We start from the raw sequence: 21,164 nt of genomic DNA, 5'->3' as shown, positions 1-21,164 counted from the left end.
GTGCGGCCGGCCTGGGGGCGCGGCGGTCGAAACGCCGCCGGCCGCGCGATGCGACTCGCGGCGAACGGGGCAGGGGGGTCGGCCAGACTATCACCGCGGCGAGGTCCGGAACAGGACTTGTCCACAAGGCTGAACACAGGCTAGTCCACAGGCACGGACCCGGCGCGAGCCAGCCAGGACGCGGATTGGCGCGTTCTTGACCAAGCGCCGGACACCGCATCGCCGTAGCATGGACCCCGGCCGTCGCAGCGGCCGGGGACACCGCCCCTCGCGCCCCGCTGTTCAGTTCAACTTGACCGCGCCCTGGGATCGCCGCTATGATCGCCGGTCTTTTCCGCCGTATTAATAGAGCCGGACCATGGCCACCAAGCGCACCTATCAGCCCAGCAACCTCAAGCGCAAGCGCGACCACGGTTTCCGTGCCCGCATGGCGACCGCCGACGGCCGCAAGATCCTGGCCCGTCGTCGCGCCAAGGGCCGCAAGCGTCTCTGCGCCTAAACGTCGTTCCGGTTGCCCATCGCTAAGGCGATCCCAGGCAACCGTCCGGCAATCGCCGGTACCGACCTGATGAATTCCACCCGCTTCCCGCGCACCGCGCGGGTACGCGCGCGTTCGGATTTCGACCGCATCTTCAAGCACGGCCGGCGCATCGCGCTGCCCGTGCTTGCTTTGCATTGGCAGGTCGTCGATTGCGAGCCGCGTCTGGGCCTGGCGGTATCGCGCAAGGTCGACCCGCACGCGGTCGGCCGCAACCGCATCAAGCGCGCCCTGCGCGATACCTTCCGCAAACTGCGCGCCGAGCTGGCGCGCGGCGATTACGTCGTGGTCGCCCGCCCCGGGGCCTCGCGCTGCACGCGTGAGGAACTCGATCAGGCCTTCCTGGGTCTGCTCAAGCGCGCCGGCGCGTTGCCCGCACCTGCGGTGCCCGGCACAATGCCGGCCGATCCCATTCCCTCCCCACTGCCGGACCCCGGTCCCGGCTGAGCCCGCCTGCTGCCCATGAACCAGACCCGTGTATTCCTGATCTTCGCCTGGCTGATGGTGGCGACCCTGCTGTGGATGGAATGGGGCAAGGAGAAGTCCGCGCCTCCGGCGCCGGCGGTCACCGCCGCTTCCGCCGCCGCCACGGCCAGCACCGTGCCTGGCGCGACCGTGCCCACGGCCGCGGCTGCGGCCGGCAAGGGCCTGGTACCCGCCGCGCCGGCCCTGCCCGGCGCTACGCCGACCGCCACGGTCGCCGCGCCCAGCGCCGCGCAGACGGTCACCGTCACCACCGACGTGCTCAAGGTCGTGCTCGACGGCGGCACCCTGCACCGCGCCGACCTGCTCAAGTATCCGAGCGAAGCGGCCGACGACAGCGCGCCGGTGCGTCTGCTGGCCGAGGACGCCAACAATTACTTCGTCGCCCAGAGCGGTTGGGTCAGCCAGAACGGCGCTACCCCGACGCATGAGGGCGGCTTCGTGCCCGAGAGCGCGCAGCGCGACTACGTGCTGGCCAACGGCGCCAAGGAAATCGCGGTGCCCTTCGTCTGGACCGGCGCCAACGGCGTGACCATCCGTCGCACCTACGTGTTTCAGCACAGCGGCTATGCCGTGACCGTGCGCGACGAAGTCATCAACGCCGGCGCCGCGCCGTGGCAGGGTTCGGTCTACCGCCAGCTCGCGCGCGTGCCGCGCGCGCTGACCCGCAGCGGTCCGATGAACGCCGAGCAGTACAGCTTTCAAGGCGCGGCCTGGTACAGCGAGGCCGAGAAGTACGACAAGCGCAAGTTCGACAAATTCGTCGACGAAGGCCCGCTCAACCTGAAGGTCACCGGCGGCTGGGTGGCGATGTTGCAGCACCACTTCTTCGCCGCCTGGATCCCGGGCGCGAACGACCAGACCGAGTTTTCGCTGGCCACCGCCAATACCAACGGCGGCATGCCGCAGTACCTGATCCGCGACATCGGCCCGGGCGTCAACGTCGCCCCCGGCGCCAAGGCGCAGACCACGGCGCGTTTGTGGATCGGCCCCAAGCTGGTCAAGGCGATGGAGGCGCAGAACGTGCCGGGCCTGGAGCGCGCGGTCGACTGGAGCAGCTACAGCATCATGGCCACGATGGCCAATGCGATCTTCTGGCTGCTGTCCAAGCTGCACGATCTGTTCGGCAACTGGGGCTGGTCGATCATCGGCCTGGTGGTGCTGATCAAGCTGGCCATGTACCCGCTGTCCGCCGCGCAGTACCGCTCGATGGCGAAGATGCGCAAGTTCCAGCCGCGCATCGAGCAGCTCAAGGAGCGCTATGGCGAGGACAAGCAGAAGTTCCAGATGGCGATGATGGAGCTGTACAAGAAGGAGAAGATCAATCCGGTCGGCGGCTGTCTGCCGATCCTGGTGCAGATGCCGGTGTTCCTGGCGCTGTACTGGGTGCTGCTGGAGTCGGTGGAGCTGCGCCACGCGCCGTGGATGCTGTGGATCCACGATCTGACCGCGCGCGATCCGTTCTTCGTGCTGCCGCTGATCAACATCGCGGTGATGTGGGCGACGCAGAAGCTGACGCCGACGCCCGGCATGGACCCGATGCAGAAGAAGATGATGCAGCTGATGCCGCTGGTGTTCGGCGTGATGTTCGCCTTCTTCCCGGCCGGTCTGGTGTTGTACTGGATCACCAACAGCGGTCTGGGTCTGCTGCAGCAGTGGTGGATGACCAAGCGTTACGCCGAGGCGCCGGCCAAGGCCTGATCCGCGCCGCATCGTTCGCTCACGAAGCCCGCCTCTCGGCGGGCTTCGTGTTTGTGGGGTGCCTGCTGGCTACGCCGATCGGTTGGGCTGGATCGGGCCGGACCGAGACTTTGGTCTTTGACTCCCTCCTTTGGAAAAGGGTGAAGCCGTGCGGCTTACGAACTACAGGTTCGTGCATGGCTGAACGCACGCAGGCTCTTGCTCCTAGGTGCGGCTTACGAACCGCAGGTTCGTGCACGGGTGAACGCCGGCAGGCTATGCCTGCTGGCCGGGCGGGTTGGGGAGGATTTGCTTTTGCTTTGCTTTGCGCGGGTTCTTCACGGAAGTCAAAGGCTTCCGCCTGCTGCGCATGCGGGTCACTTTCTCTTGCTAACCCAAGAGTCCGCCTGGATTCCCTTCGGTCAAAAGTAACCAAAGAGAAGGGTTAGCGTGACCAACCCTCCCTTGCGAGCGCGGTGCCTGCACCGGGATTTTCCGATAGGACATCCATGTCCTATCGAAAAACGGCGCGCGTCCTGCGCGCCGCCCTTCGGGTCTACGGTTGGTCGTGTGAGTGCGGGGCTTTTGGATTTGAATGCCGCGGCAACGGCAACGGCAACGGCAACGGCAACGCAACGGCCATCGTCGTCGCAACCGCTACCGCCGCTTGGGCGTCCCGTCTCCCACCTGCGGGGTGAGGGGCCGCGCTTGCGAGCCATGGGCTCGCGCTGCACCGAATGCCCGACCGCTGCGCGGTCGGGCCTCAGGGTGAGGGCGGCGCAGCGCCGTAAGCGCAATTGCCTTTTCTCCCGGCCGTGCGTCATCTACCCCACACCCAACGCGTTACCCTGATGCCCCGCCGCCGCCTCGAACCCGCATGACCGCCACGCCCCCTTCCGACCGCGACACCATCGCCGCGATCGCCACCGCGCCCGGCGCGGGCGGCGTCGGCATCGTGCGTTTGTCGGGACCGCGTGCGCGCGCGATCGGCGAGGCGCTGGCCGCGCGCCGCCTGCGGCCGCGCCATGCCCACCATGTACGGTTCGTCGATGCCGACGGCGAGGCCATCGACGACGGCATCGCGCTCTACTTCGCCGCGCCCGCCAGCTACACCGGCGAGGACGTGGTCGAGCTGCAGGCGCACGGTAGTCCCGCGGTGCTGCAGGCCCTTGCCGCGCGCTGCGGCGCGCTCGGCGCCCGCCGCGCGCGACCCGGCGAATTCAGCGAGCGCGCTTTCCTCGAAGGCCGCCTCGACCTGGCCCAGGCCGAGGCCGTCGCCGACCTGATCGCGGCCGCCGACGAACGCGCCGCCCGTGCGGCGCGGCGCGCGCTCGACGGCGAGTTCTCGCGCCGCGTCGATGCCCTGGCCGACGAGCTGCTGGCGGTGCGGGTGCACGTCGAAGCCGCGATCGATTTCGCCGACGAACCCCTGGACACCCTGGGCGGCGCCGGGCTGCGTCGCCGCCTCGCATCGCTGTCGACCGACCTGGACACCCTGCTGGCCGCGGCCGAACGCGGCCGCCGCCTGCGCGACGGCCTGCACGCGGTCATCGTCGGCCCGCCCAACGCCGGCAAGAGTTCCCTGCTCAACGCCCTGGCCGGCAGCGAGCGCGCCATCGTCACCGACATCGCCGGCACCACCCGCGACCTGCTGCACGAGACCATCCGCAGCGACGGGGTCGAACTGACCCTGGTCGATACCGCCGGCCTGCGCGAGGGCGGCGACGCGATCGAGCGCGAGGGCATGCGCCGCGCCCGCGACGAACTCGCGCGCGCCGATCTGGCGATCGTGGTGCTGGACGCGCGCGATCCCGAGTCCGGCCATGCCGCGGTCGCCGACGCCATCGCCGGCGTGCCGGCGCGGCTGTGGCTGCACAACAAAGCCGACCTGCTGGACCCGGCCGCGGCCGCCGTGCTGGACGGCGACGACCGCATCGCCCTGTCCGCGCGCACCGGCCAGGGCTTGGACGCCCTGCATGCGCACCTGCGCCGGCTTGCCCAGGGCGAGGGCGCCGACGCCAGCGAAGGCGCCTTCACCGCGCGCGCCCGCCACGTCGAGGCCTTGCGCCGGGCCCAGACCGAACTGGCCGATGCCGGGGGCCAGCTCGAGCGCGAGGTCCTGGATCTGGCCGCCGAGTCCCTGCGCCAAGCCCACGACGCCCTGGGCGAAATCACCGGCCGGGTCCGCGCCGACGATCTGCTCGGGCACATCTTCTCGAGCTTCTGCATCGGCAAATAGGACACCACCGAGGCGCCATGCGGCACCCGCATTGCGGGACGCGCCGCCGTGCGCGCGCGGTCGCCCCGGGCGACGCGGCGACGGTCCCGCCACGTTGCGGAGTTTGGCCGCGCGCCCCCAAGCGGGCGCTCGCGGAACCCTCTTGCCCCGGATCGGTCACAATCCCCGATTCATGCCTGGCCGAGGCCGTTTTTTGGCCCCCGGCCGCTTGACAAACGCGGCCTGCTAGCGCGTCCTATCCGGCGTGTGCTCGCTACGGCGCACTTCAGGGGAGTTTTGCCAATGACTGTGAACCAAAATGACCGGCGTTCACGCCGGCTGTCCGTCGTAACGCATGCGACCATCGCGCTGGCCCTGGCCTGCACGCTGGCTGCTTGCGGTAAGGATCAACCCGCCCAGGATGCGGCGGCCACCTCCGCGGCCACCACGGCCCCGGCGGTAACACCGGAAACCGCAGTGTCGGCCAAGGTCTCGGCCTTGACCGTCGATCAGCTGCGCGAGGCCGCCCGCAAGGCCTATGCGGAAAACCGTCTGTACGCACCGGTCGAAGACAATGCGGTCGAGTACTACCTCGCACTGCGCGACAAGGCGCCGGCCGATGCCGCCGTCTCCAGCGCGCTCACCGACCTGCTGCCGATGACCGTCATCGCCACCGAGCAGAGCGTCGGCCGCGAGGACTTCGCCGAAGCCCAGCGCCTGTCGGCCCTGTTGGAAAAAGCCGATGCCCAGCATCCGGCGCTCGCGCGCCTGAAGGCCAGCATCGTCGCCAAGCAGGCCGAGGTCGCCAAGCGCGCCGAACAGCAGGTGCTGACCGCCGAGGAGCAGGCCAAGAAGCAGGCCGACCTCGAGAAGCAGCGTCTGGCCCAGCAGGAAGCTCAGCAGAAGCAGGCCGCGACCCAGCTGGCCGCCTCGCAGGCCGCCGAGCGTCAGGCCGCCGCCACCCGCGAAGCCGATCAGCGCGCCGCCGACCAGCGTGCCGCCGATCAGCGCGCGGCCGAGCAACGCGCGGCCGAAGCGCGTGCGGCCGAAGCGCGTCAGACCGCCGCCGCCACGCCGTCGGCGGGCAACGATCTGCGCGCGGTGTCGACGCCGGCGCCGCGTTATCCGCCGGAAGCGCTGCGCGCGGGCCAGTCGGGCGAAGTGCAGGTCGAGTTCACCGTCGGCACCGACGGCTCGGTCACCGCCGCCCGCGTGGTCCGTTCCAACCCGGCGCGCATCTTCGACCGCGAAGCGGTCAATGCGGTACGCAAGTGGCGGTTCCAGCCGGTGGGGGCACCGGTCACGACCCGTCGCACGATCGGGTTCAATCCCGGCGGTTAAGCGATCCAATGGCGGGAGTGCGTATGCACAGGGGACCCGTCCGCAGTACCCGCAACGCCCGGCTTCGGCCGGGCGTTGTTTTTTGCGCGGCTTACGAACCGTAGGCTCGTGCGCGAATCTCGACCACTTGCTCCTAGCTCTTTAGCTCCCTCCTTTGAAAAAGGGTGAAGCCGTGCGGCTTACGAACCGCAGGTTCGTGCGCGGCTGAACGCCGGCAGGCTGTGCCTGCTGATCGGGCGGGTTGGGGAGGATTTGCTTTTGCTGTTGCTTCGTCGGCTCGGTCCGAAGGTCAACGGCTTCCGCCTGCTGCGCATGCGGATCACTTTCTCTTGCTTCTGGCTCCCTCCTTTGGAAAAGGAGGGTTGGGGAGGATTTGCTTTAGCTTTGCTTTCGTATTTTCTGACCGAAGGTCAAAGGCTTCCGCCTGCTGCGCATGCGGGTCACTTTCTCTTGCTTATAGCTCCCTCCTTTGGAAAAGGAGGGTTGGGGAGGATTTTCTGTTGCTTTGCTTTCGTCTTTTCTGACCGAAGGTCAACGGCTTCCGCCTGCTGCGCATGCGGGTCACTTTCTCTTGCTCGCCCAAGAGAAAGTAACCAAAGAGAAGGGCTGGCCGGACCAAACCTCCCCTGCGAGCGCGGAGCTCGCGCCGGGATTTTTCGATAGGACATCCTTGTCCTATCGAAAAACGGCGCGCGTCCTGCGCGCCGCCCTTCGGGTCTACGATTGGTCGTGTGAGTTCAAGGCCTTTGGACTTCAATGCCGCAGCAACAGCAACAACCGCAGTTGCAGATGCAGAAATCGCTTCGTCGTTACGACGACGCTCGCGAACGTAGGATGTGGTGAGCCTTGGGCGAACCGCATCGTCGCGTGACACCGAAGCATCGCGACGGTGCGGTGGTCGTCGCATCCTACGGCCACGCGACGCGCCGCATCGAAACAAAAAGCCCGGCGCGAGGCCGGGCTTTCTGCGATACACATTGCGGCTCGAACCTCAGCCCGAAATCGCCAGGCGTTCGTTGTGGTAACGGCGCACCGCCGCGAACCACAGCAGCGCGGCCAGGGCGAAGCCGGCGGCCAGGTAGACCATCCACACCTGCGGCGCGATGAACTCGCCGCGGATCACCTTCAACAGCAGCTGGTTCTGGGCCAGGAACGGCACCGTGAACTGCCATAGCTGGGTCTTGAGCGGGTTCACCATCAGGATGATGGTCGGCACCATCGGCATCAGCATCAGCCAGGTCATGTGGCTCTGCGCTTCCTTAATGCTCTTGGCGCCAGCGGCCAGATAGGTGAGCAGCGCGGTGCCGATGAACAGCATCGGCAGCAGGATCAGCAGCATCTTGCCGATCGCCATGAAGCTCACGTCGAGCATGCGCGAACTGCCCGTGCCCATCTGCGCGCTGAGCTTGAACGCCAGCAAGGTCAGCAGCAGGGACGTGAAGCCCAGCACGCAGGCCGCGGCGATCTTGCCGCTGACGATGGAGCCGCGCGAGGCCGGCGTGGCCAGCAACGGTTCCAGCGACTGGCGTTCGCGCTCGCCGGCGGTGGCGTCCAGGATCAGGGCCGCGCCGCCGATGAAGGACGAGAAGATCAGCAGGTAGGGCAGCATGAAGGACAGCATCAGGCCGCGCTTGGCTTCCGGCGTGGCCAGATCGCGCGTGCCGACGTTGACCGGCCGCACGATGGTCGGCGACAGGCCGCGCGCGAGCAGGCGCAGCGCGCCTACCTGCTGGCTGTACGACTCCAGGGCGTTGCGCAGACGCGCACTGGGAATCTCGGCGTCGCGCCGCGTCGTGTCCTGCACGATCTCCACCTGCGCCGGCTGTCCGTCCTTCCACTGTTTGCCGTACTCGGCGCCGATCTGCAGGGCGACGTCGACGTCCTGGCGTGCGATCGCCTGGTCCAGGTCGGCCGGCGGCTTGGTCGCGACGATACCGCGGGTGGCCAGGTAGGCGATCAAGTTGGGCGCGCGCTCGGCGCCCAGCACCGGCACTTCCAGGGTTTTGTCGAGCTGGGTCTTGGCGCGCTTCTCGGCCAGCGAGCCCATGCCCAGCATCAGCACCGGGTACAGCAGCGGACCCAGCAACAGGGCCAGGGCGAGGGTGCGGCGGTCGCGGCCGATGTCGCGCAGTTCCTTGCGCATCACCGCCATCGTTGCGGAGAACCAGGAGGTCTTCATGCGTGCAGGCCCTCGTCGCTGCCGATCGCGCGCACGAACGCGTCCTCGAGATTGGCTTCGCCGGTCTGTGCGCGCAGCTCGTCGGCGGTGCCGGAGGCGACCACCTTGCCCTTGGCCACGATCACGATCCGATCGCAGAGCGCGGCCACCTCTTGCATGATGTGGCTGGAGAAGATCACGCAGCGGCCCTCGTCGCGCAGCTGCTTGAGGAAGCCGCGCATCGCGCGCGTGGTCATCACGTCCAGGCCGTTGGTGGGCTCGTCCAGGATCACGTTGCGCGGGTCGTGGATCAGGGCGCGCGCGATCGCGGTCTTGGTGCGCTGGCCCTGCGAGAAGCCTTCGGTCTGGCGGTCGAGAATGTCGTTCATGTCCAGCGCCGCGGCCAGGGTGCGCGTGCGTTCGGCGATCGCCGCGCGCGACATGCCGTGCAGCTCGCCGAAGTAGGCGATGTTCTCGCGCGCGGTCAGGCGCTTGTACACGCCGCGCGCGTCGGGCAGCACGCCCAGCGCGCGTCGTACCGTGGCCGGATCGCGGCGCGCATCGACGCCATCGACCTGGATGTCGCCGCGATCGGGCTGCATCAGGGTGTAGAGCATGCGCAGGGTGGTGGTCTTGCCGGCGCCGTTGGGGCCGAGCAGGCCGGTGATCTGTCCGTCGCGGGCCTCGAAGTCGACGCCCTCGACGGCGTGGACCACGCCGGTCTTGGTTTTGAAACTCTTGTGCAGATCGTTAGCGGTGATCATGGCTTCGCCCGGGATTTGGGATTAGGGATTCGGGATTGGCAAAAGCGGAGAGAATCGAGGGAGGGGTTCTACGAATCCCAAATCCCCAATCTCCAATCTCGGCCCTCAAGGCTCCCACCCGTTGAACGAGACGAACGGCGGCACGTAGTCCAGGGTGCCCAGGCATTTGGCGTCGAGCTGCTTGGCGTCGGCGCTTTCCAGGAACTGGCTCAGCAGCTTGGGCATGCAGCCCGAAGCGAAGCTGCCGTGGCCTTGGCCGCGCAGCACCAGGTGACGGCCGTTGGGCAGGCCCTTGAGCACCTGCTCGCCGTAGCGCGGCGGCGTCACCGGATCGAATTCGCCCGACAGCAGCAACGTCGGCAGGGCCGATTTGAACGGTGCGTGGAAATCGGCCGGACGCTTGCCGGTCGGCCAGGCCTTGCACTGCGCGACCAGCACCGTGGACAGGTCGCTGCCCATCACGGTGTCGGCGTCGGCCGGATCGTCCTTCAACAGATCCGCGTCTTCGGCGCAGATCACCGACAGCTGCATGCCGTGCATGATCTGTTCGCTGACCTGGCCCTGGATCATCTGCGCTAGTGACATCAGCGGCGCGTAGCGGCCCTGGTCGGCCTCGTTGAGCACCAGCGGCAGCAGCGCGGCGGCCTGCGGCGCGTAGGCGAACATGCGGGTGAGGCCGGCGACCGCGCCGGCGGTGGCCATGTCGCGCTTGAGTTCGCCGGTGGTCGGATCGCGGTACTCGACCTCGACCGGATGCGCCTTCAGGCGCGCCATCAGCTCGCGCAACTGCGCGCGCGGATCGTCGCCGAAACGCTGGCGGCAGGTCGGCGTCTTGCGGCACTGCTCGAACTGCAGCGCCAGCGAGGCGTCCAGGTTGCGCGCGTGCTCGGAGCCCAGCACCAGCTCGTTGGGGACCACGCCGTCGATCACTACCGTGCGCGTGTGCGCCGGGTAGCGCATCGCGTACTGCTGCGCCACGCGGGTGCCGTAGGAGCCGCCGACCACGTCGATCTTGTCGGCGCCCAGCGCCGCGCGCACCGTGTCCAGGTCGCGCACCGCGTCGGTGGTGGTGTAGTAGCGCGGATCGGCCTGCAGCTTGGCCGCGCAGTCGCCGGCGAACTTGACCGCGGCGTCGATGCCGCCGGCGTCGTCCTCCATCACCGCGCTATCGCCCTTGGCGTTGCGGCAGATCAGCGGGTTCGACTCGCCGGTGCCGCGCTGGTCGATCAGCACGATGTGGCGGTGCTTGCGCACTTCGCGGAACGCCGAGTCCATGGTCGGCCAGACTTCGGTGGCGGCCTGGCCGGGGCCGCCGGCGAGGAAGAACACCGGATCGGCGGCGATGTCGGCCTCGTCGGTCGCCGGCAGCCAGGCGATGTTGAGCTGGACCTGGCGGCCCTTCGGCAGGGCCGGGTTCTCCGGCACCGCAAAGCGCGCGCATTGTGCGGCGATGCTGTCGGCCGCGAACGGGCTGGCCAGCGAGCAGGGCTTGAAGGCGATCTTGCCGTACAGGCGCTGGCCGGCGCCGGCCTGGGCCGGATCCTTCGCGGCCGGGCCCTGGCCGCAGCCGGCCAACAGCAGGGCGGCCGCGAGCGCGGCCGTCAAAGTCTGGGTGATACGCATGGATCCCTCTCGTCCTAAGGCGATACGCCTTCAGGATGACAGACTGAGGCAGGCGGAAAAATGTGACCAGTGCGGACCGGTCGCGGTCGCGTCGGTGCAGGCGGGCCCAGCGGCGGGGTAGCCGCGACGCCTCCTGTGGGAGCGGCGTAAGCCGCGATCGCGACAAGGGGCGTCCGGCGTCGGCGACATCGTGCGCAAGACGCCGGTGCCAACGACCGGCATCTTGGGTATCGGGACGACAATCGCGGCTTACGCCGCTCCCACAGGAGGCGGTAGGTCGCGCTTACAGATCCGGCGCCGGGTCGGAACGGCGCTCTTCCAGTTCGTCGCTCTCGCCGCCCTGGCGCGCGGACAGGGCCAGCGCCTGATAGCGGCTGCGGTAACGGTCCAGCGCGGCCTCGTCCAGCTCTTCCAGGTCCAGCAGCGCGTTGTGGGCGTCGTGGCTGGCGCGGATCAGCTCATCGAGCTTGATCTGCATGGCCTCGGTGTCGCGGTTCTGGGTGTTCTGGATCAGGAACACCATCAGGAAGGTGATGATGGTGGTGCCGGTGTTGATGACCAGCTGCCAGGTATCGCTGAAGCCGAACAGCGGCCCGGTGATCAGCCAGACCAGGATCAATCCCACCGCCAGCGCGAAACACAGCGGCCGGCCGGTGAAGCGCGACGCCCATTTGGCGACACGGGTGAAACCGCTGTGCATGCCCATGACCGGCCCCGCTGCTGGGAGGCCGCCATCGTGGCGGGCATGGTGTGGAGCAGGAGTGAGGCTGGGAGCGAAAAGCGAGAAGTGAGCGTAGAGGAGTGAGAAGTGAGTAGAAGCGCTTTCGCTCGCTCCTCACTCCTCTACGCTCACTCCTGCTACTTGCTACTGACGTACTTCTCGCGGCGGATCGCCGGCACCGGCAGGCCGTGGCCCTTGAGCGCCTCGAAGCAGGCGTCGACCATGTTGGGGTTGCCGCACAGGTAGGCGATGTCGGTCTCGCCCTGGGGCGCGAACTCGTCGAGGAACTGCTGCACGTAACCGCGGCGGGTGTCCGGGTGCGGGTCGGCCGGCAGCTCGCGCGAGTAGCAGGGCACGAAACGGAAGTTGGGCTGGCGATCGGCGAAGGCGCGGAACTCGTCGCCGTACAGCAGCTCGTCCGGGGTGCGCGCGCCGAACAGCAGCACCACCTCGATGCCGCGCTCGCGGATCAGGGTTTCCAATTGCGGCAGCATCGCCCGGTACGGGGTCACGCCGGTGCCGGTGGCGATCAGCAGGTAGCGCCGGTTGGCGTCGGCGGGCATCAGGCAGAAGCGCCCGAACGGGCCGCTGGCGTCGACCGTGCCGCCCTCGTCCAGGCCCTCGAACAGCGCGGTCGCCGCGCCGCCGGGCACGTAGCTCACCGCGATCTCCACCGCCTCGCCCGGTCCCAGGGCGTGGTCGTGGATGGTCGCCAGCGAGTAGCTGCGCTTGGTGGCGGTGCCGTCGGCGTACTGGAAGTGAACCTGGATGAACTGGCCGGGGATGTAATCCAGCGGCTGGCCGTCGTCGCGGACGAAGGTGTAGTGGCCCACGGTGGGGGCCAGCATGCGGCGCGAGACGAGCTTGAGGGGGAAATGCTGGATGGCCACGGCTACCGACAAACCTGCAACAGTCTGTGGCCGGAGCGCGACCACGGGGGCGCCTATACTACCGGTTATCGCCGCGCGGCTCGCGGCGCAGGCTTCCCGAAATGACCCAAAACCAAGCTGGTACGGCCTCCGCGGCGCTCGCGCCCACCGCGGCCGGCGGCACCGCGGCGGTGCCCGCGCTGTCCGTGCGCGCGCTGCGCAAGACCTACGACAACCGCGTCGAAGCCCTCAAGGGCGTCTCCCTGGACGTCGCCCCGGGCGACTTCTTCGCCCTGCTCGGGCCCAACGGCGCCGGCAAGTCGACCCTGATCGGCATCGTCAGCTCGCTGGTCAACCTCAGCGCCGGCTCGGTCGAGATCTTCGGCACCGACCTGACCAAGCAGCGCGGGGCGGCGATGCGCCTGATCGGCCTGGTGCCGCAGGAACTCAACTTCAACATGTTCGAGAAGCCGCTCGACATCCTGGTCAATTACGCCGGCTTCTACGGCGTGCCGCGCAAGGTCGCGATCGAGCGCGCCGAGGAAGAGCTCAAGCGCGCCCAGCTGTGGGACAAGGCGCAGATGATGAGCCGCACCCTGTCGGGCGGCATGAAGCGGCGCCTGATGATCGCGCGCGCCATGATGACCCGGCCGCAGCTGCTGATCCTGGACGAGCCCACCGCGGGCGTGGACATCGAGATCCGCCGCGGCATGTGGAAGACCCTGCGCGAGATCAACGCCGCCGGCACCACCATCATCCTGACCACGCATTATCTGGAAGAGGCCGAAAGCCTCTGCCGCAATCTGGCGATCATCGACCACGGCCGCATCGTCGAGCAGGGCCCGATGAAGGCGCTGCTGGCCAAGCTCGACGTCGAAGGCTTCTTGTTCGACATCGACGGCGTGCTGCCGGCGAACCTGCCCAGCATCGAAGGCGCCACCTTGAGCGCCACCGACGACCACACCCTGGACCTGGAGATGCCGCGCGCGATGGATCTCAACCGCGTGTTCGCGACCCTGGGCGAGGCCGGCATCCGGGTGCGCTCGATGCGCACCAAGTCCAACCGACTGGAGGAGCTGTTCGTGCGCTTGACCGGCGACCATCTAGACAAGGGCCCGCTCGCCAACGGCGCGCCCGCGCAACCGGAGCCCAGCGCATGAACGAGGTCGTCGCGAATCCGCCCATCAGCAACGCGCAGCGCAACCTGACCGCGCTGGGCACCATCGTGCGGCGCGAAGTCGCGCGCATCCTGCGCATCTGGGGCCAGACCCTCGTGCCGCCGGCGATCACGATGGCCCTGTACTTCCTGATCTTCGGCGGCCTGATCGGCTCGCAGATCCGCGACATGGGCGGCTACAGCTACATGGAGTTCATCGTCCCCGGCCTGGTGATGATGAGCGTGATCCAGAACAGCTACGGCAACATCTCCTCCAGCTTCTTCGGCGCCAAGTTCGGCCGCCACGTCGAGGAGCTGCTGGTCAGCCCGATGCCCAACTGGGTGATCCTGACCGGCTACGTCGCCGGTGCGGTGCTGCGCGGCCTGATGGTGGGCACCATCGTGCTGCTGATCGCGATGTGCTTCACCAAGGTCAGCGTGCCGCACCCGCTGGTGACCCTGACCACGGTGTTGCTGGGCGCGACCATCTTCTCGCTGGCCGGCTTCATCAACGCGGTCTACGCCAAGAAGTTCGACGACGTCGCGATCGTGCCGACTTTCATCCTGACCCCGCTGACCTACCTGGGCGGCGTGTTCTATTCGGTCAAGCTGCTGCCGCCGTGGGCCGAGGCCATGACCCACGCCAATCCGATCTTCTACATGGTCAACGCCTTCCGCTACGGCCTGCTGGGCAGCTCCGACGTGCCGCTGTGGGTGGCCTATGCGCTGATGCTGGGCTTCGTCGTCGCGCTGGCGGCGCTGGGCCTGTGGCTGCTCAAGCGCGGCGTCGGGCTGCGCAGTTGAGCGCGCGCCGCGGCGCGAACGCGGCGGCGCTGATGCTGGCACTGGCTCTGAGCGGCGGCGCTGCCGCCGCCGAAACCGCCGCTGCGCGATCTGAGGTCGAGTCGGACGCGGTGCGCCTGCTGCGCGAACTGGCCATCGCCGACGGCATGCGCCTGAGCCGCGCGTCCCTGTGCGGTTACGGCGAAGACGATCTGGGCCGGCTGGCCGCGAGCTTGCGCGCGCAGACCGACGCGCGGGCGCGCGAAGCGGGCGTGTCCGTCGACGAGGCGCGCTACGGCGACGACATGTACGAGGGCATGGGCCAATCCATGATCGAGTTGCTGAAGTTGCCGGCGGAAGAGATCGCCGACGAGCAAAGCTATCGGGCCAGCCACTGCGCCGAGGTACGCGGCGACATCGATGCCTTGCTGCGGCAGGCGCCTTAAGCCGCAGGCGGACGCGCCGTAAGCTCGTAGGATGCGGTGAGCCCCAGGCGAACCGCATCGCCGCGCCGCATCGAACACTCGCGACGGTGCGGTTAACACCGCACCCTACGACGCGATCGCGCGCAGAACCCCAAGACACCCACACTCGTAGGATGCGGTGAGCCCCAGGCGAACCGCATCGCCGCGCCGCATCGAACTTCCGCGACGGTGCGGTTAACACCGCACCCTACGGCGCCGACCTAGTCGCACACCGCGCCGTCGCCGCCGTCCGAGCGGCACAGCGGCGGCCAGCCCTGCTCGCGCCAGAACGCGGCCAGTCCGCTGTCGCGCAGATAGGCCTGGAACGCGGGATCGCGGCGCAGCGCGCGCGATTCGGGCTGCCACAGCACCCAGTGGTACGAGGCGTAGCCCGCGCGCTGCACCGCGTCGAGTCCGGCGATGTCGCGGCGGTAGTCGCGCACCGGCAGCAGCAGACGGGTGAAGTCGTAGTCGACCTGGCCGTAGCTCAGGCTGCGTTCGGAGATTTCGATCGCCGGCAGCACCGCCGGCCAGCGCGAGGGATCCTGCAGCGCCGCGGCCGCGGCGATTTCCGAATTGCGCCAGGGCATATCGGACGGCAGCGTCTGGGCGATGCGCGCGGCGGTGGCGTAGTCGCGGCGCCAGGCCGCGTTGAAGTAGCGCGCGGTCTTGGCCTGGACGGGATCGGCCATGGCCAGATGCGACTGCGCCTCGTCGTGGCGGCCCAGGGTGTCCAGCAATCGGCCGCGCCAGAAGTGCAGCATCGGATCGTAAGGCGCGATTAGCAGGGTGTCGTCGATCTCGCGCAGGGCTTGATCGACGTAGCCCATGGTCGCCAGGCGCTGCGCGTGGGCGCCGCGCCAGGAGGTGTCCGAGGGCGTGAGCGCGATCGAGCGTTCGGACAGCCTCAGGCATTGCTGCCATTGCTGTTCGCGGCAGGCGCGGTTGGCCTGCACGCCCAGCGCGTCGGGTTGTTGCGGATCCAGCTTCAGCGCCGTGGCCGCGGCCCGATCGGCTTCGGCGCGCACGGCGTCGCGACCGGGCTCCTTGGCCAGCGAGCGCAGCCACAGCCGCGCCGCCAACGCGCCCCAGGCGCGCGCGTAGTCGGGATGCTCGCGCAGCAGCGCGCGCAAGGCGTTCTCGGACGCCAGCCCGGAGGAGTTGGTGTTGCGCAAGCCGCCGGACGAGGCGTTGCGCGCGATCAGGTAGCGCTGGTACAGCGCCGGGTCTTCGTTGGCCGGTGGCGCCGGCGGCTTCTCGCCGAGCTGGCGCTGCATGGCGTTGCCGATCGCGTAGGCGATGTTGCGCTGGATCGCGAAGATGTCGCGGAACTCGCGGTCCAGGTCCTGCGTCCACAGGGTGCGGTCGCTGGCGGCTTCGACCAGGCGCAGGCTGATGCGCAGGCGCTCGCCGTCCTGGCGCACGCTGCCTTCCAGCACGTGGGTCGCGCGCAGGCGGCGCGCGATCTCGGCCAAGGGCAGCTTGGCGTCGCGGAACTGCACCGAGGAGGTGTGCGAGGTCACGCGCAGGCCGTCGATGCGCGCGAGCAGACCGATCAGCTCCTCGCTCAGGCCGTCGGCGAAGTCCTGGCTGCGCGGGTCGTCGCCGAGCGCGCGCAGCGGCAGCACCGCCAGCACCGGCGGCGCTTCGCTGCGGGCGCCGGCCCCGCCGGGGTCGCCGCCGCCCTCGCCGCCGTAGCGCCACCACGCCAGGGCGGCGATCGTCAGCAGCGCGGCCAGGCCGGTCAGCAGGATCGCGCGCGTCCGCGTCCGGGGCGGCATCGCCACCGCGTCGCCGGCGCCACGCGGCGGGATCGGGGCGTTCGTATCGCCCACCGATTCCGGGCCGGCCCCGCCGGCGGACGCGGCCGCCGGCGGCAGATCGAAGCGATAGCCGTAGCCGTGCACGGTGTGCAGGTAACGCGGCGAGGCCGCGTCCTCGCCCAGGGCGTGCCGCAGCAGGGTCATGACCCGGTTCAGCACGCCCGGGGTGACATGCCGGTGGCCCCAGACCGCGTCCAGGATCTCGTCGCGCGCATACACCCGCCCAGGGGCGCCGGCCAGCAGTGCCAGCACCGCATAGGCCTTGGGCTCCAGCGCCTGCACCTCGCCGTCGCGCAGCAGGCGGCGTCCGCCGCGGTCGATCACGATGGCGTCGAAGGCGAGCGGGGCGAGGTCGGGCGGGGCAGGATCGATCGGGGGCACGGCGGAGGTCATGTGATGCGGTCGCGGACCATCGGGGGACGGGCCATTAACGGTTACGCGCGGGCCGCGCTGACGCGGCCTAAGCTTTTCCCAAGCTTAGGTCTGCGGCCTCGGGCTTCCCAGTGACCTTCCTCATGCCGCCCTAAAGACCGCGCGGCGACGCGGCGCCAGCCTGGGCGGGCCGGGCCCTCCGGCGCTACCGACCTTACGCCATGAAGCTGACCGTCCTGTCCCTGGCCGCCGCGCTCGCGCTGGCCGCCTCCCCCGCCTTCGCCACGCCGCCGCAAGCCGACGCGCTGTCGATCGACTGCGCGCGCCCGGCGCTGCCCGACCAACAGGCGGTCGCGCGCCTGACCGGCATCGACAACCTCGGCCAGGCCTACGCCGTGCGCGCGCGGCTGATGGCCGATGTCGGCCGCGCCTGCCGGCGTGCCGGCGCCCAGCGCGTACGCATCGTGCTGGCGCCGCAGGCCGTGGACGCGCGCCGGCTCGCCGCCGTCCGTTAACCCTACGCCCACACGGCATGCGCTCTACTGGCGCCCTCGAACGTCCCGGAGCGACCGCATGCGCCTGTCCTATCTGTCCGCCGCCGTACTGAGCGCGGCCTTGGCCGGCTGCGCCGCCACCACCGCCGCCCCGGCCGAACCGGCGGTCGCGCCGGACCGCCTCGCGCCCGCCGAACGCCCGGCCGGCAAGATCGGCGCCGACCAGGTCGGCAAGGTCAGCCCTGTGCCCGCGTTCAAGGGCTTCGGCGAGCACTGGTCGGTCGACATCCAGGCCAGCGGCGACATGGACCACCGCGTGGCCCTGACCTGGGGCTCGGGCAGCTACAGCGCAAAGGGCCATGCGCGCTACCAGGGCCAGCCCGCGGACGCGCCGAGTTCGCTGATCGTGCTCAACGGCGCGCTGGACACGGCGCAGGGCCCCAAGCCGATGATCATCGAGATCTCGCGCAAGGACTGCACCGACGATGGCGACGGCGCGCACCAGCACAGCGTGAGCGTGCGCGTGGAAGGCATGGACCCGCCGCTGCAGGGCTGCGGCGACCTCGCGGTGTACTGAGCGCGGCCTAGCCGACGGGTTCGCGGCCGCATGTCACAGCGGCGCGGACTGGATCGTCGTTCCAGTAAGACGGAATGGTCCGTCGCCCCTGGAGCGAAGCTATGAACGACACCGCCGCATGCGCGATCAACTACCAGCGCGAAATCCCCGATGTGCTGCAGGCCCTGGGCAGCGTGCACCGGGCCATGGACAGTCACGGCCTGGAGCGCGGCTTGCATCATCTGGTGCAGCTGCGCGCGTCGCAGATCAACCGCTGCGACTACTGCATCAAGCTGCACACGCGCGAGGCGATCGCCGACGGCGAAACCGAAGAGCGCCTGCAGGCCTTGGCGGACTGGGCCGAACGCGCAGACTTCAGCGCGCGCGAAGCCGCCGCGCTGGCCTGGACCGAGGCCCTGACCCGGCTGCAGCCCGACACCGAGCTGGGCCCGTTGCGCGCGCGCCTGCGCCAGCACTTCAGCGACAATGAGATCGGCGTGCTGACTTCGACCGTGGCGATGATCAATCTGTGGAACCGCATCCAGGTGTCGAGGCACTGATGGCGCAGGCCTCGCACCCGCAGGCCGCCGCGCTCGCGGCGACCTTCGAACGCCAGCGCGGTCTGCTGATCGGCCTGGCCTACCGCATCCTCGGCTCGCGCGCCGACGCCGAGGACGCGGTCCAGGACACCTATCTGAAATGGCAGGACGCCGATCACGCCGCGATCGACAACCCGGCCGCGTGGCTGACCACGATCTGCACCCGGCGCAGCATCGACCTGCTGCGCTCGGCGCACCGCAGCCGCGTCGACTACGTCGGCTCCTGGCTGCCCGAGCCCATCCACAGCGCCAGCGAGGATCATCCCGAGGCCGCGCTGTCGCTCGCCTCATCGTTGAGCACCGCCTTCCTGCTGCTGCTGGAACGGCTGACGCCGAAGGAGCGCGCGGCCTATCTGCTGTACGAGATCTTCGATATGCCCTATCCGCAGATCGCGCGCACCCTGGAGCTGCAGGAACCGGCCTGCCGCAAGCTGGTCTCGCGCGCCAAGGCGCACGTGGAGCAAGGCGGGGTGCGCCACGTCACCCCGCAGCAGCGCCAGGACCAGTTGCTGGCCGCGTTCGAGGGCGCGATCGCCAGCGGCCGCACCGACGACTTCGCGGCCCTGCTGGCCGACGACATCGAGCTGCGCGCCGACAGCGGCGGCAAGGTGCCCACGCGCCTGGACGTGCTGCACGGCCGCGAGCAGGTGCTGGACTTCGTGCTGGGGTCCCTGCGCCAGTACTGGGGCGAGTACCGCTGGATCGTGTCCGACCTCAACGGCGCGCGCGGCGTGATCCTGGAGCACGATGGCCACGTCGCCGCCTCGCTGTCGTTCGCCTACGACCAGGACGGCCGCGCCACCCGCATCTACATCATGCGCAATCCGGACAAGCTGGCCGCGCTGGACGCCCCCGCGATCGGCTGAGCGCGCGTGGCCGGCGCCGACGCATTCACGTAGTCCGCGCCCGCGCGTTCTAAGGGGAGACGGCAAGCTCGCCGTCGCCGTCCGCAGGAGCGCTCCATGCGTGTACTCGTCGTCGCGATCGCCGGCCTGGGTCTGGCCAGCGTGCTCGCGTCCTGGCCGGCGCCGGTGCGTTCGGCCGATCCGGTCGCCGCCTCGTATCCCGCGGCGGTGTTCCGCGGCGGCAATCAGGGCTGGGGCCTGATCGTCGACACCGGCGCCAAGGCCGTGCGCTACGACCTGGTGGTGCCGCAACTGGCCGGCGTGGCCTACGGCGGCCTGATCCCCGATCCGAAGATCAAACCGCAGCCCGACCGCTACGCCCTGATCGGGCGCATCAACGTCAACGGCCAGTTGCGCGAACTGGTGGTGCGCATCAACAAGGTCGCCAGCGGCAAGACCTGCCTGGACAGCGCCGGCAAGAAGCACGCCTATGCGGTGATCGCCGGCGCGGCGCAAACCGCCAACTGGTACGGCTGCGGTGATTTCGCCGCGCAATGAGCGCGATGACGGGCGCCGCATTCCCTGGCTGGGACTGTTGGCGTTCGTGCTCGCCGGCCTGGGCCTGCCGCCGGCACCCGCGACGGGCTTGGCGGACGCGCGCCCGGGCGCTTGCGACGCAGCCGTGGACTGCGCCGCGGCGGGACCGCCGATGGCGGCCCAGGCCGGATCGAGCGTGGATGGCGAGGCGGCGCGGCTCGCGCGTGCAGCGGCCGAGCCCTGCGATCGCGCGCGCTAGCTCCCGTCGGCGCGCGGCTTACGGCGCCGGCAGTCGGAAAAACGCGCGCGCGGTCGCGGTGCTGTTGGCGGCGGTCAGGGCCACGTCCTCGCCGCGATCGCGCGCGAGTTCCTCGACGATGTGGGCCAGGTACATCGGCTCGTTGCGGCGGTGCGAGGGCGCCGGCTTGACCGTGCGCGGCAGCAGATAGGGCGCGTCGGTCTCGATCATCAGGCGGTCGGCGGGAATGTTCTTGACCAGTTCGCGCAGGTGCTGGCCGCGGCGTTCGTCGCAAAGCCAGCCGGTGATGCCGATGTGCCAGTCCTGATCGAGGTAGTCGAACAGTTCCTCGCGGGTGCCGGTGAAGCAGTGCACCACCGCCGGGCCGAGCCGGCCGTCGAAGTTGCGCAGGGTCGCCATGAAGTCGGCATGCGCGTCGCGCTGGTGCAGGAACAAGGGCTTGCGCGTGTCGACCGCGATCTGCAGCTGCTGCTCGAACGCGCGTCGCTGGGCCGGGCGCGGCGAGAAATCGCGGAAGTAGTCCAGCCCGCATTCGCCCACCGCCACCACCTCGGCATGCGAGAGCAGAGCACGCATCTCGGCGTCGCATTCGGCGGTGTACTCGCTGGCGTGGTGCGGGTGCACGCCGGCGGTGGCGTACAGCTCGCCCGGGTGCTTGCGCGCCAGCGCCAGGGCCTTGGGCGAATGCTCGCGGCTGGCGCCGGTCACCACCATTTGCGCCACGCCGGCTGCGCGCGCGCGCTGCAGCACCGCGTCGCGGTCGGGATCGAAGCTGTCGTGGGTGAGGTTGGCGCCGATGTCGAGCAGTTGCATGAGGGTGCGTTCGATAGCGAGGCGCGCAGTTTAGCAATGCCGGCCACGCGGCTCTCTAGGCGTCCTGT

The 21,164-nt window shown here is 69.4% G+C and carries 20 protein-coding genes; 13 read left to right on the top strand and 7 right to left on the bottom strand.

Features of this window, described 5'->3' with window-relative positions; translation table 11 throughout:
* Nucleotides 1-358 precede the first annotated feature (358 nt).
* From rpmH to ASE35_RS16095, 5 genes are all read left to right on the top strand, one after another.
* Nucleotides 359-499 carry a 50S ribosomal protein L34 gene (gene rpmH, locus ASE35_RS16115; RefSeq protein WP_031374044.1) on the top strand — a complete coding sequence of 47 codons (141 nt, stop codon included), beginning with the start codon at nt 359-361 and terminating at the stop codon, nt 497-499.
* A gap of 69 nt (nt 500-568) precedes the next feature.
* A complete protein-coding gene (gene rnpA / locus ASE35_RS16110; RefSeq protein ID WP_056177441.1) occupies nt 569-985 on the top strand; it encodes a ribonuclease P protein component in 417 nt (138 codons plus the stop codon).
* A 15-nt stretch (nt 986-1,000) separates the two neighbouring features.
* Nucleotides 1,001-2,722: a membrane protein insertase YidC gene (gene yidC, locus ASE35_RS16105; RefSeq protein WP_057164482.1), complete on the top strand. Its 1,722-nt coding sequence runs from the start codon at nt 1,001-1,003 to the stop codon at nt 2,720-2,722.
* 856 nt (nt 2,723-3,578) lie between these two features.
* Nucleotides 3,579-4,940, top strand: a complete 1,362-nt coding sequence (mnmE, locus tag ASE35_RS16100; RefSeq protein ID WP_057164481.1) for a tRNA uridine-5-carboxymethylaminomethyl(34) synthesis GTPase MnmE — start codon at nt 3,579-3,581, stop codon at nt 4,938-4,940.
* Between the two features lie 282 nt (nt 4,941-5,222).
* On the top strand, nt 5,223-6,260 hold the full coding sequence (locus tag ASE35_RS16095; RefSeq protein WP_056177448.1) for an energy transducer TonB: 1,038 nt from the start codon (nt 5,223-5,225) through the stop codon (nt 6,258-6,260).
* 991 nt (nt 6,261-7,251) lie between these two features.
* Here ASE35_RS16095 and ASE35_RS16090 read toward each other — a convergent pair.
* The 5 genes from ASE35_RS16090 to ASE35_RS16070 form a co-directional block, all read right to left on the bottom strand.
* Complete coding sequence (locus ASE35_RS16090; RefSeq protein ID WP_056177451.1) at nt 7,252-8,439, bottom strand: ABC transporter permease; 1,188 nt, start codon at nt 8,437-8,439, stop codon at nt 7,252-7,254.
* On the bottom strand, nt 8,436-9,182 hold the full coding sequence (locus ASE35_RS16085; RefSeq protein WP_056177453.1) for an ATP-binding cassette domain-containing protein: 747 nt from the start codon (nt 9,180-9,182) through the stop codon (nt 8,436-8,438). Before ASE35_RS16085 ends, ASE35_RS16090 begins: the two co-directional genes overlap by 4 nt.
* 105 nt (nt 9,183-9,287) lie before the next feature.
* Nucleotides 9,288-10,805, bottom strand: a complete 1,518-nt coding sequence (locus ASE35_RS16080) for an alpha/beta hydrolase (RefSeq protein WP_057164480.1) — start codon at nt 10,803-10,805, stop codon at nt 9,288-9,290.
* Between the two features lie 283 nt (nt 10,806-11,088).
* Nucleotides 11,089-11,511: a low affinity iron permease family protein gene (locus ASE35_RS16075; RefSeq protein ID WP_057161807.1), complete on the bottom strand. Its 423-nt coding sequence runs from the start codon at nt 11,509-11,511 to the stop codon at nt 11,089-11,091.
* 152 nt (nt 11,512-11,663) lie between these two features.
* Nucleotides 11,664-12,374, bottom strand: a complete 711-nt coding sequence (locus tag ASE35_RS16070) for an FAD-binding oxidoreductase (protein ID WP_057164479.1) — start codon at nt 12,372-12,374, stop codon at nt 11,664-11,666.
* Nucleotides 12,375-12,601: 227 nt separating this feature from the next.
* Between ASE35_RS16070 and ASE35_RS16065 the strand changes: the two genes are divergently transcribed.
* From ASE35_RS16065 to ASE35_RS16055, 3 genes are read left to right on the top strand one after another with little or no spacing between them, the layout of a single operon-like run.
* The gene (locus ASE35_RS16065) at nt 12,602-13,555 is read left to right on the top strand and encodes an ABC transporter ATP-binding protein (protein ID WP_057164549.1); all 954 of its coding nucleotides are present in this window, start codon (nt 12,602-12,604) and stop codon (nt 13,553-13,555) included.
* Nucleotides 13,552-14,355: an ABC transporter permease gene (locus ASE35_RS16060; protein WP_056177461.1), complete on the top strand. Its 804-nt coding sequence runs from the start codon at nt 13,552-13,554 to the stop codon at nt 14,353-14,355. The genes ASE35_RS16065 and ASE35_RS16060 overlap by 4 nt, the downstream gene beginning before the upstream one ends.
* A 32-nt stretch (nt 14,356-14,387) precedes the next feature.
* Nucleotides 14,388-14,780: a hypothetical protein gene (locus ASE35_RS16055; protein WP_157489516.1), complete on the top strand. Its 393-nt coding sequence runs from the start codon at nt 14,388-14,390 to the stop codon at nt 14,778-14,780.
* 239 nt (nt 14,781-15,019) lie between these two features.
* On the opposite strand, the gene ASE35_RS16050 is transcribed toward ASE35_RS16055, so the two are convergent.
* Nucleotides 15,020-17,014 (bottom strand): winged helix-turn-helix domain-containing protein, encoded by a 1,995-nt coding sequence (locus ASE35_RS16050; protein WP_057164477.1) that lies wholly within the window; start codon nt 17,012-17,014, stop codon nt 15,020-15,022.
* A 200-nt stretch (nt 17,015-17,214) separates the two neighbouring features.
* On the opposite strand from ASE35_RS16050, the gene ASE35_RS16045 reads away from it, so the two are divergent.
* The 5 genes from ASE35_RS16045 (at nt 17,215) to ASE35_RS16025 (ending at nt 20,045) form a co-directional block, all read left to right on the top strand.
* Nucleotides 17,215-17,508 (top strand): hypothetical protein, encoded by a 294-nt coding sequence (locus ASE35_RS16045; RefSeq protein WP_057164476.1) that lies wholly within the window; start codon nt 17,215-17,217, stop codon nt 17,506-17,508.
* A 58-nt stretch (nt 17,509-17,566) separates the two neighbouring features.
* Complete coding sequence (locus ASE35_RS16040) at nt 17,567-18,064, top strand: hypothetical protein (protein WP_057164475.1); 498 nt, start codon at nt 17,567-17,569, stop codon at nt 18,062-18,064.
* A gap of 101 nt (nt 18,065-18,165) precedes the next feature.
* A complete protein-coding gene (locus ASE35_RS16035; protein ID WP_057164474.1) occupies nt 18,166-18,603 on the top strand; it encodes a carboxymuconolactone decarboxylase family protein in 438 nt (145 codons plus the stop codon).
* The gene (sigJ, locus tag ASE35_RS16030; protein ID WP_057164473.1) at nt 18,603-19,508 is read left to right on the top strand and encodes an RNA polymerase sigma factor SigJ; all 906 of its coding nucleotides are present in this window, start codon (nt 18,603-18,605) and stop codon (nt 19,506-19,508) included. Before ASE35_RS16035 ends, sigJ begins: the two co-directional genes overlap by 1 nt.
* Nucleotides 19,509-19,604: 96 nt before the next feature.
* Nucleotides 19,605-20,045, top strand: a complete 441-nt coding sequence (locus ASE35_RS16025; protein WP_057161799.1) for a hypothetical protein — start codon at nt 19,605-19,607, stop codon at nt 20,043-20,045.
* Nucleotides 20,046-20,301: 256 nt separating this feature from the next.
* Here the strand turns inward: ASE35_RS16025 and ASE35_RS16015 are convergent, their stop codons facing one another.
* Nucleotides 20,302-21,096 (bottom strand): TatD family hydrolase, encoded by a 795-nt coding sequence (locus ASE35_RS16015; RefSeq protein WP_056177479.1) that lies wholly within the window; start codon nt 21,094-21,096, stop codon nt 20,302-20,304.
* Nucleotides 21,097-21,164: the final 68 nt, after the last annotated feature.

The sequence above is a fragment of the Lysobacter sp. Root916 genome (assembly GCF_001429785.1).
GTDB lineage: Bacteria > Pseudomonadota > Gammaproteobacteria > Xanthomonadales > Xanthomonadaceae > Lysobacter.
Note: the sequence above shows the minus strand (reverse complement) of the source record. Positions and strands in the feature narration are given on the sequence as shown.

Coding starts and splice junctions, on each gene's coding strand:
- rpmH (WP_031374044.1), top strand. CDS start 359: ATGGCCACCAAGCGCACCTATCAGCCCAGCAACCTCAAGCGCAAGCGC.
- rnpA (WP_056177441.1), top strand. CDS start 569: ATGAATTCCACCCGCTTCCCGCGCACCGCGCGGGTACGCGCGCGTTCG.
- yidC (WP_057164482.1), top strand. CDS start 1,001: ATGAACCAGACCCGTGTATTCCTGATCTTCGCCTGGCTGATGGTGGCG.
- mnmE (WP_057164481.1), top strand. CDS start 3,579: ATGACCGCCACGCCCCCTTCCGACCGCGACACCATCGCCGCGATCGCC.
- ASE35_RS16095 (WP_056177448.1), top strand. CDS start 5,223: ATGACTGTGAACCAAAATGACCGGCGTTCACGCCGGCTGTCCGTCGTA.
- ASE35_RS16090 (WP_056177451.1), bottom strand. CDS start 8,439: ATGAAGACCTCCTGGTTCTCCGCAACGATGGCGGTGATGCGCAAGGAA.
- ASE35_RS16085 (WP_056177453.1), bottom strand. CDS start 9,182: ATGATCACCGCTAACGATCTGCACAAGAGTTTCAAAACCAAGACCGGC.
- ASE35_RS16080 (WP_057164480.1), bottom strand. CDS start 10,805: ATGCGTATCACCCAGACTTTGACGGCCGCGCTCGCGGCCGCCCTGCTG.
- ASE35_RS16075 (WP_057161807.1), bottom strand. CDS start 11,511: ATGGGCATGCACAGCGGTTTCACCCGTGTCGCCAAATGGGCGTCGCGC.
- ASE35_RS16070 (WP_057164479.1), bottom strand. CDS start 12,374: ATGCTGGCCCCCACCGTGGGCCACTACACCTTCGTCCGCGACGACGGC.
- ASE35_RS16060 (WP_056177461.1), top strand. CDS start 13,552: ATGAACGAGGTCGTCGCGAATCCGCCCATCAGCAACGCGCAGCGCAAC.
- ASE35_RS16055 (WP_157489516.1), top strand. CDS start 14,388: ATGCTGGCACTGGCTCTGAGCGGCGGCGCTGCCGCCGCCGAAACCGCC.
- ASE35_RS16050 (WP_057164477.1), bottom strand. CDS start 17,014: ATGACCTCCGCCGTGCCCCCGATCGATCCTGCCCCGCCCGACCTCGCC.
- ASE35_RS16045 (WP_057164476.1), top strand. CDS start 17,215: ATGAAGCTGACCGTCCTGTCCCTGGCCGCCGCGCTCGCGCTGGCCGCC.
- ASE35_RS16040 (WP_057164475.1), top strand. CDS start 17,567: ATGCGCCTGTCCTATCTGTCCGCCGCCGTACTGAGCGCGGCCTTGGCC.
- ASE35_RS16035 (WP_057164474.1), top strand. CDS start 18,166: ATGAACGACACCGCCGCATGCGCGATCAACTACCAGCGCGAAATCCCC.
- sigJ (WP_057164473.1), top strand. CDS start 18,603: ATGGCGCAGGCCTCGCACCCGCAGGCCGCCGCGCTCGCGGCGACCTTC.
- ASE35_RS16025 (WP_057161799.1), top strand. CDS start 19,605: ATGCGTGTACTCGTCGTCGCGATCGCCGGCCTGGGTCTGGCCAGCGTG.
- ASE35_RS16015 (WP_056177479.1), bottom strand. CDS start 21,096: ATGCAACTGCTCGACATCGGCGCCAACCTCACCCACGACAGCTTCGAT.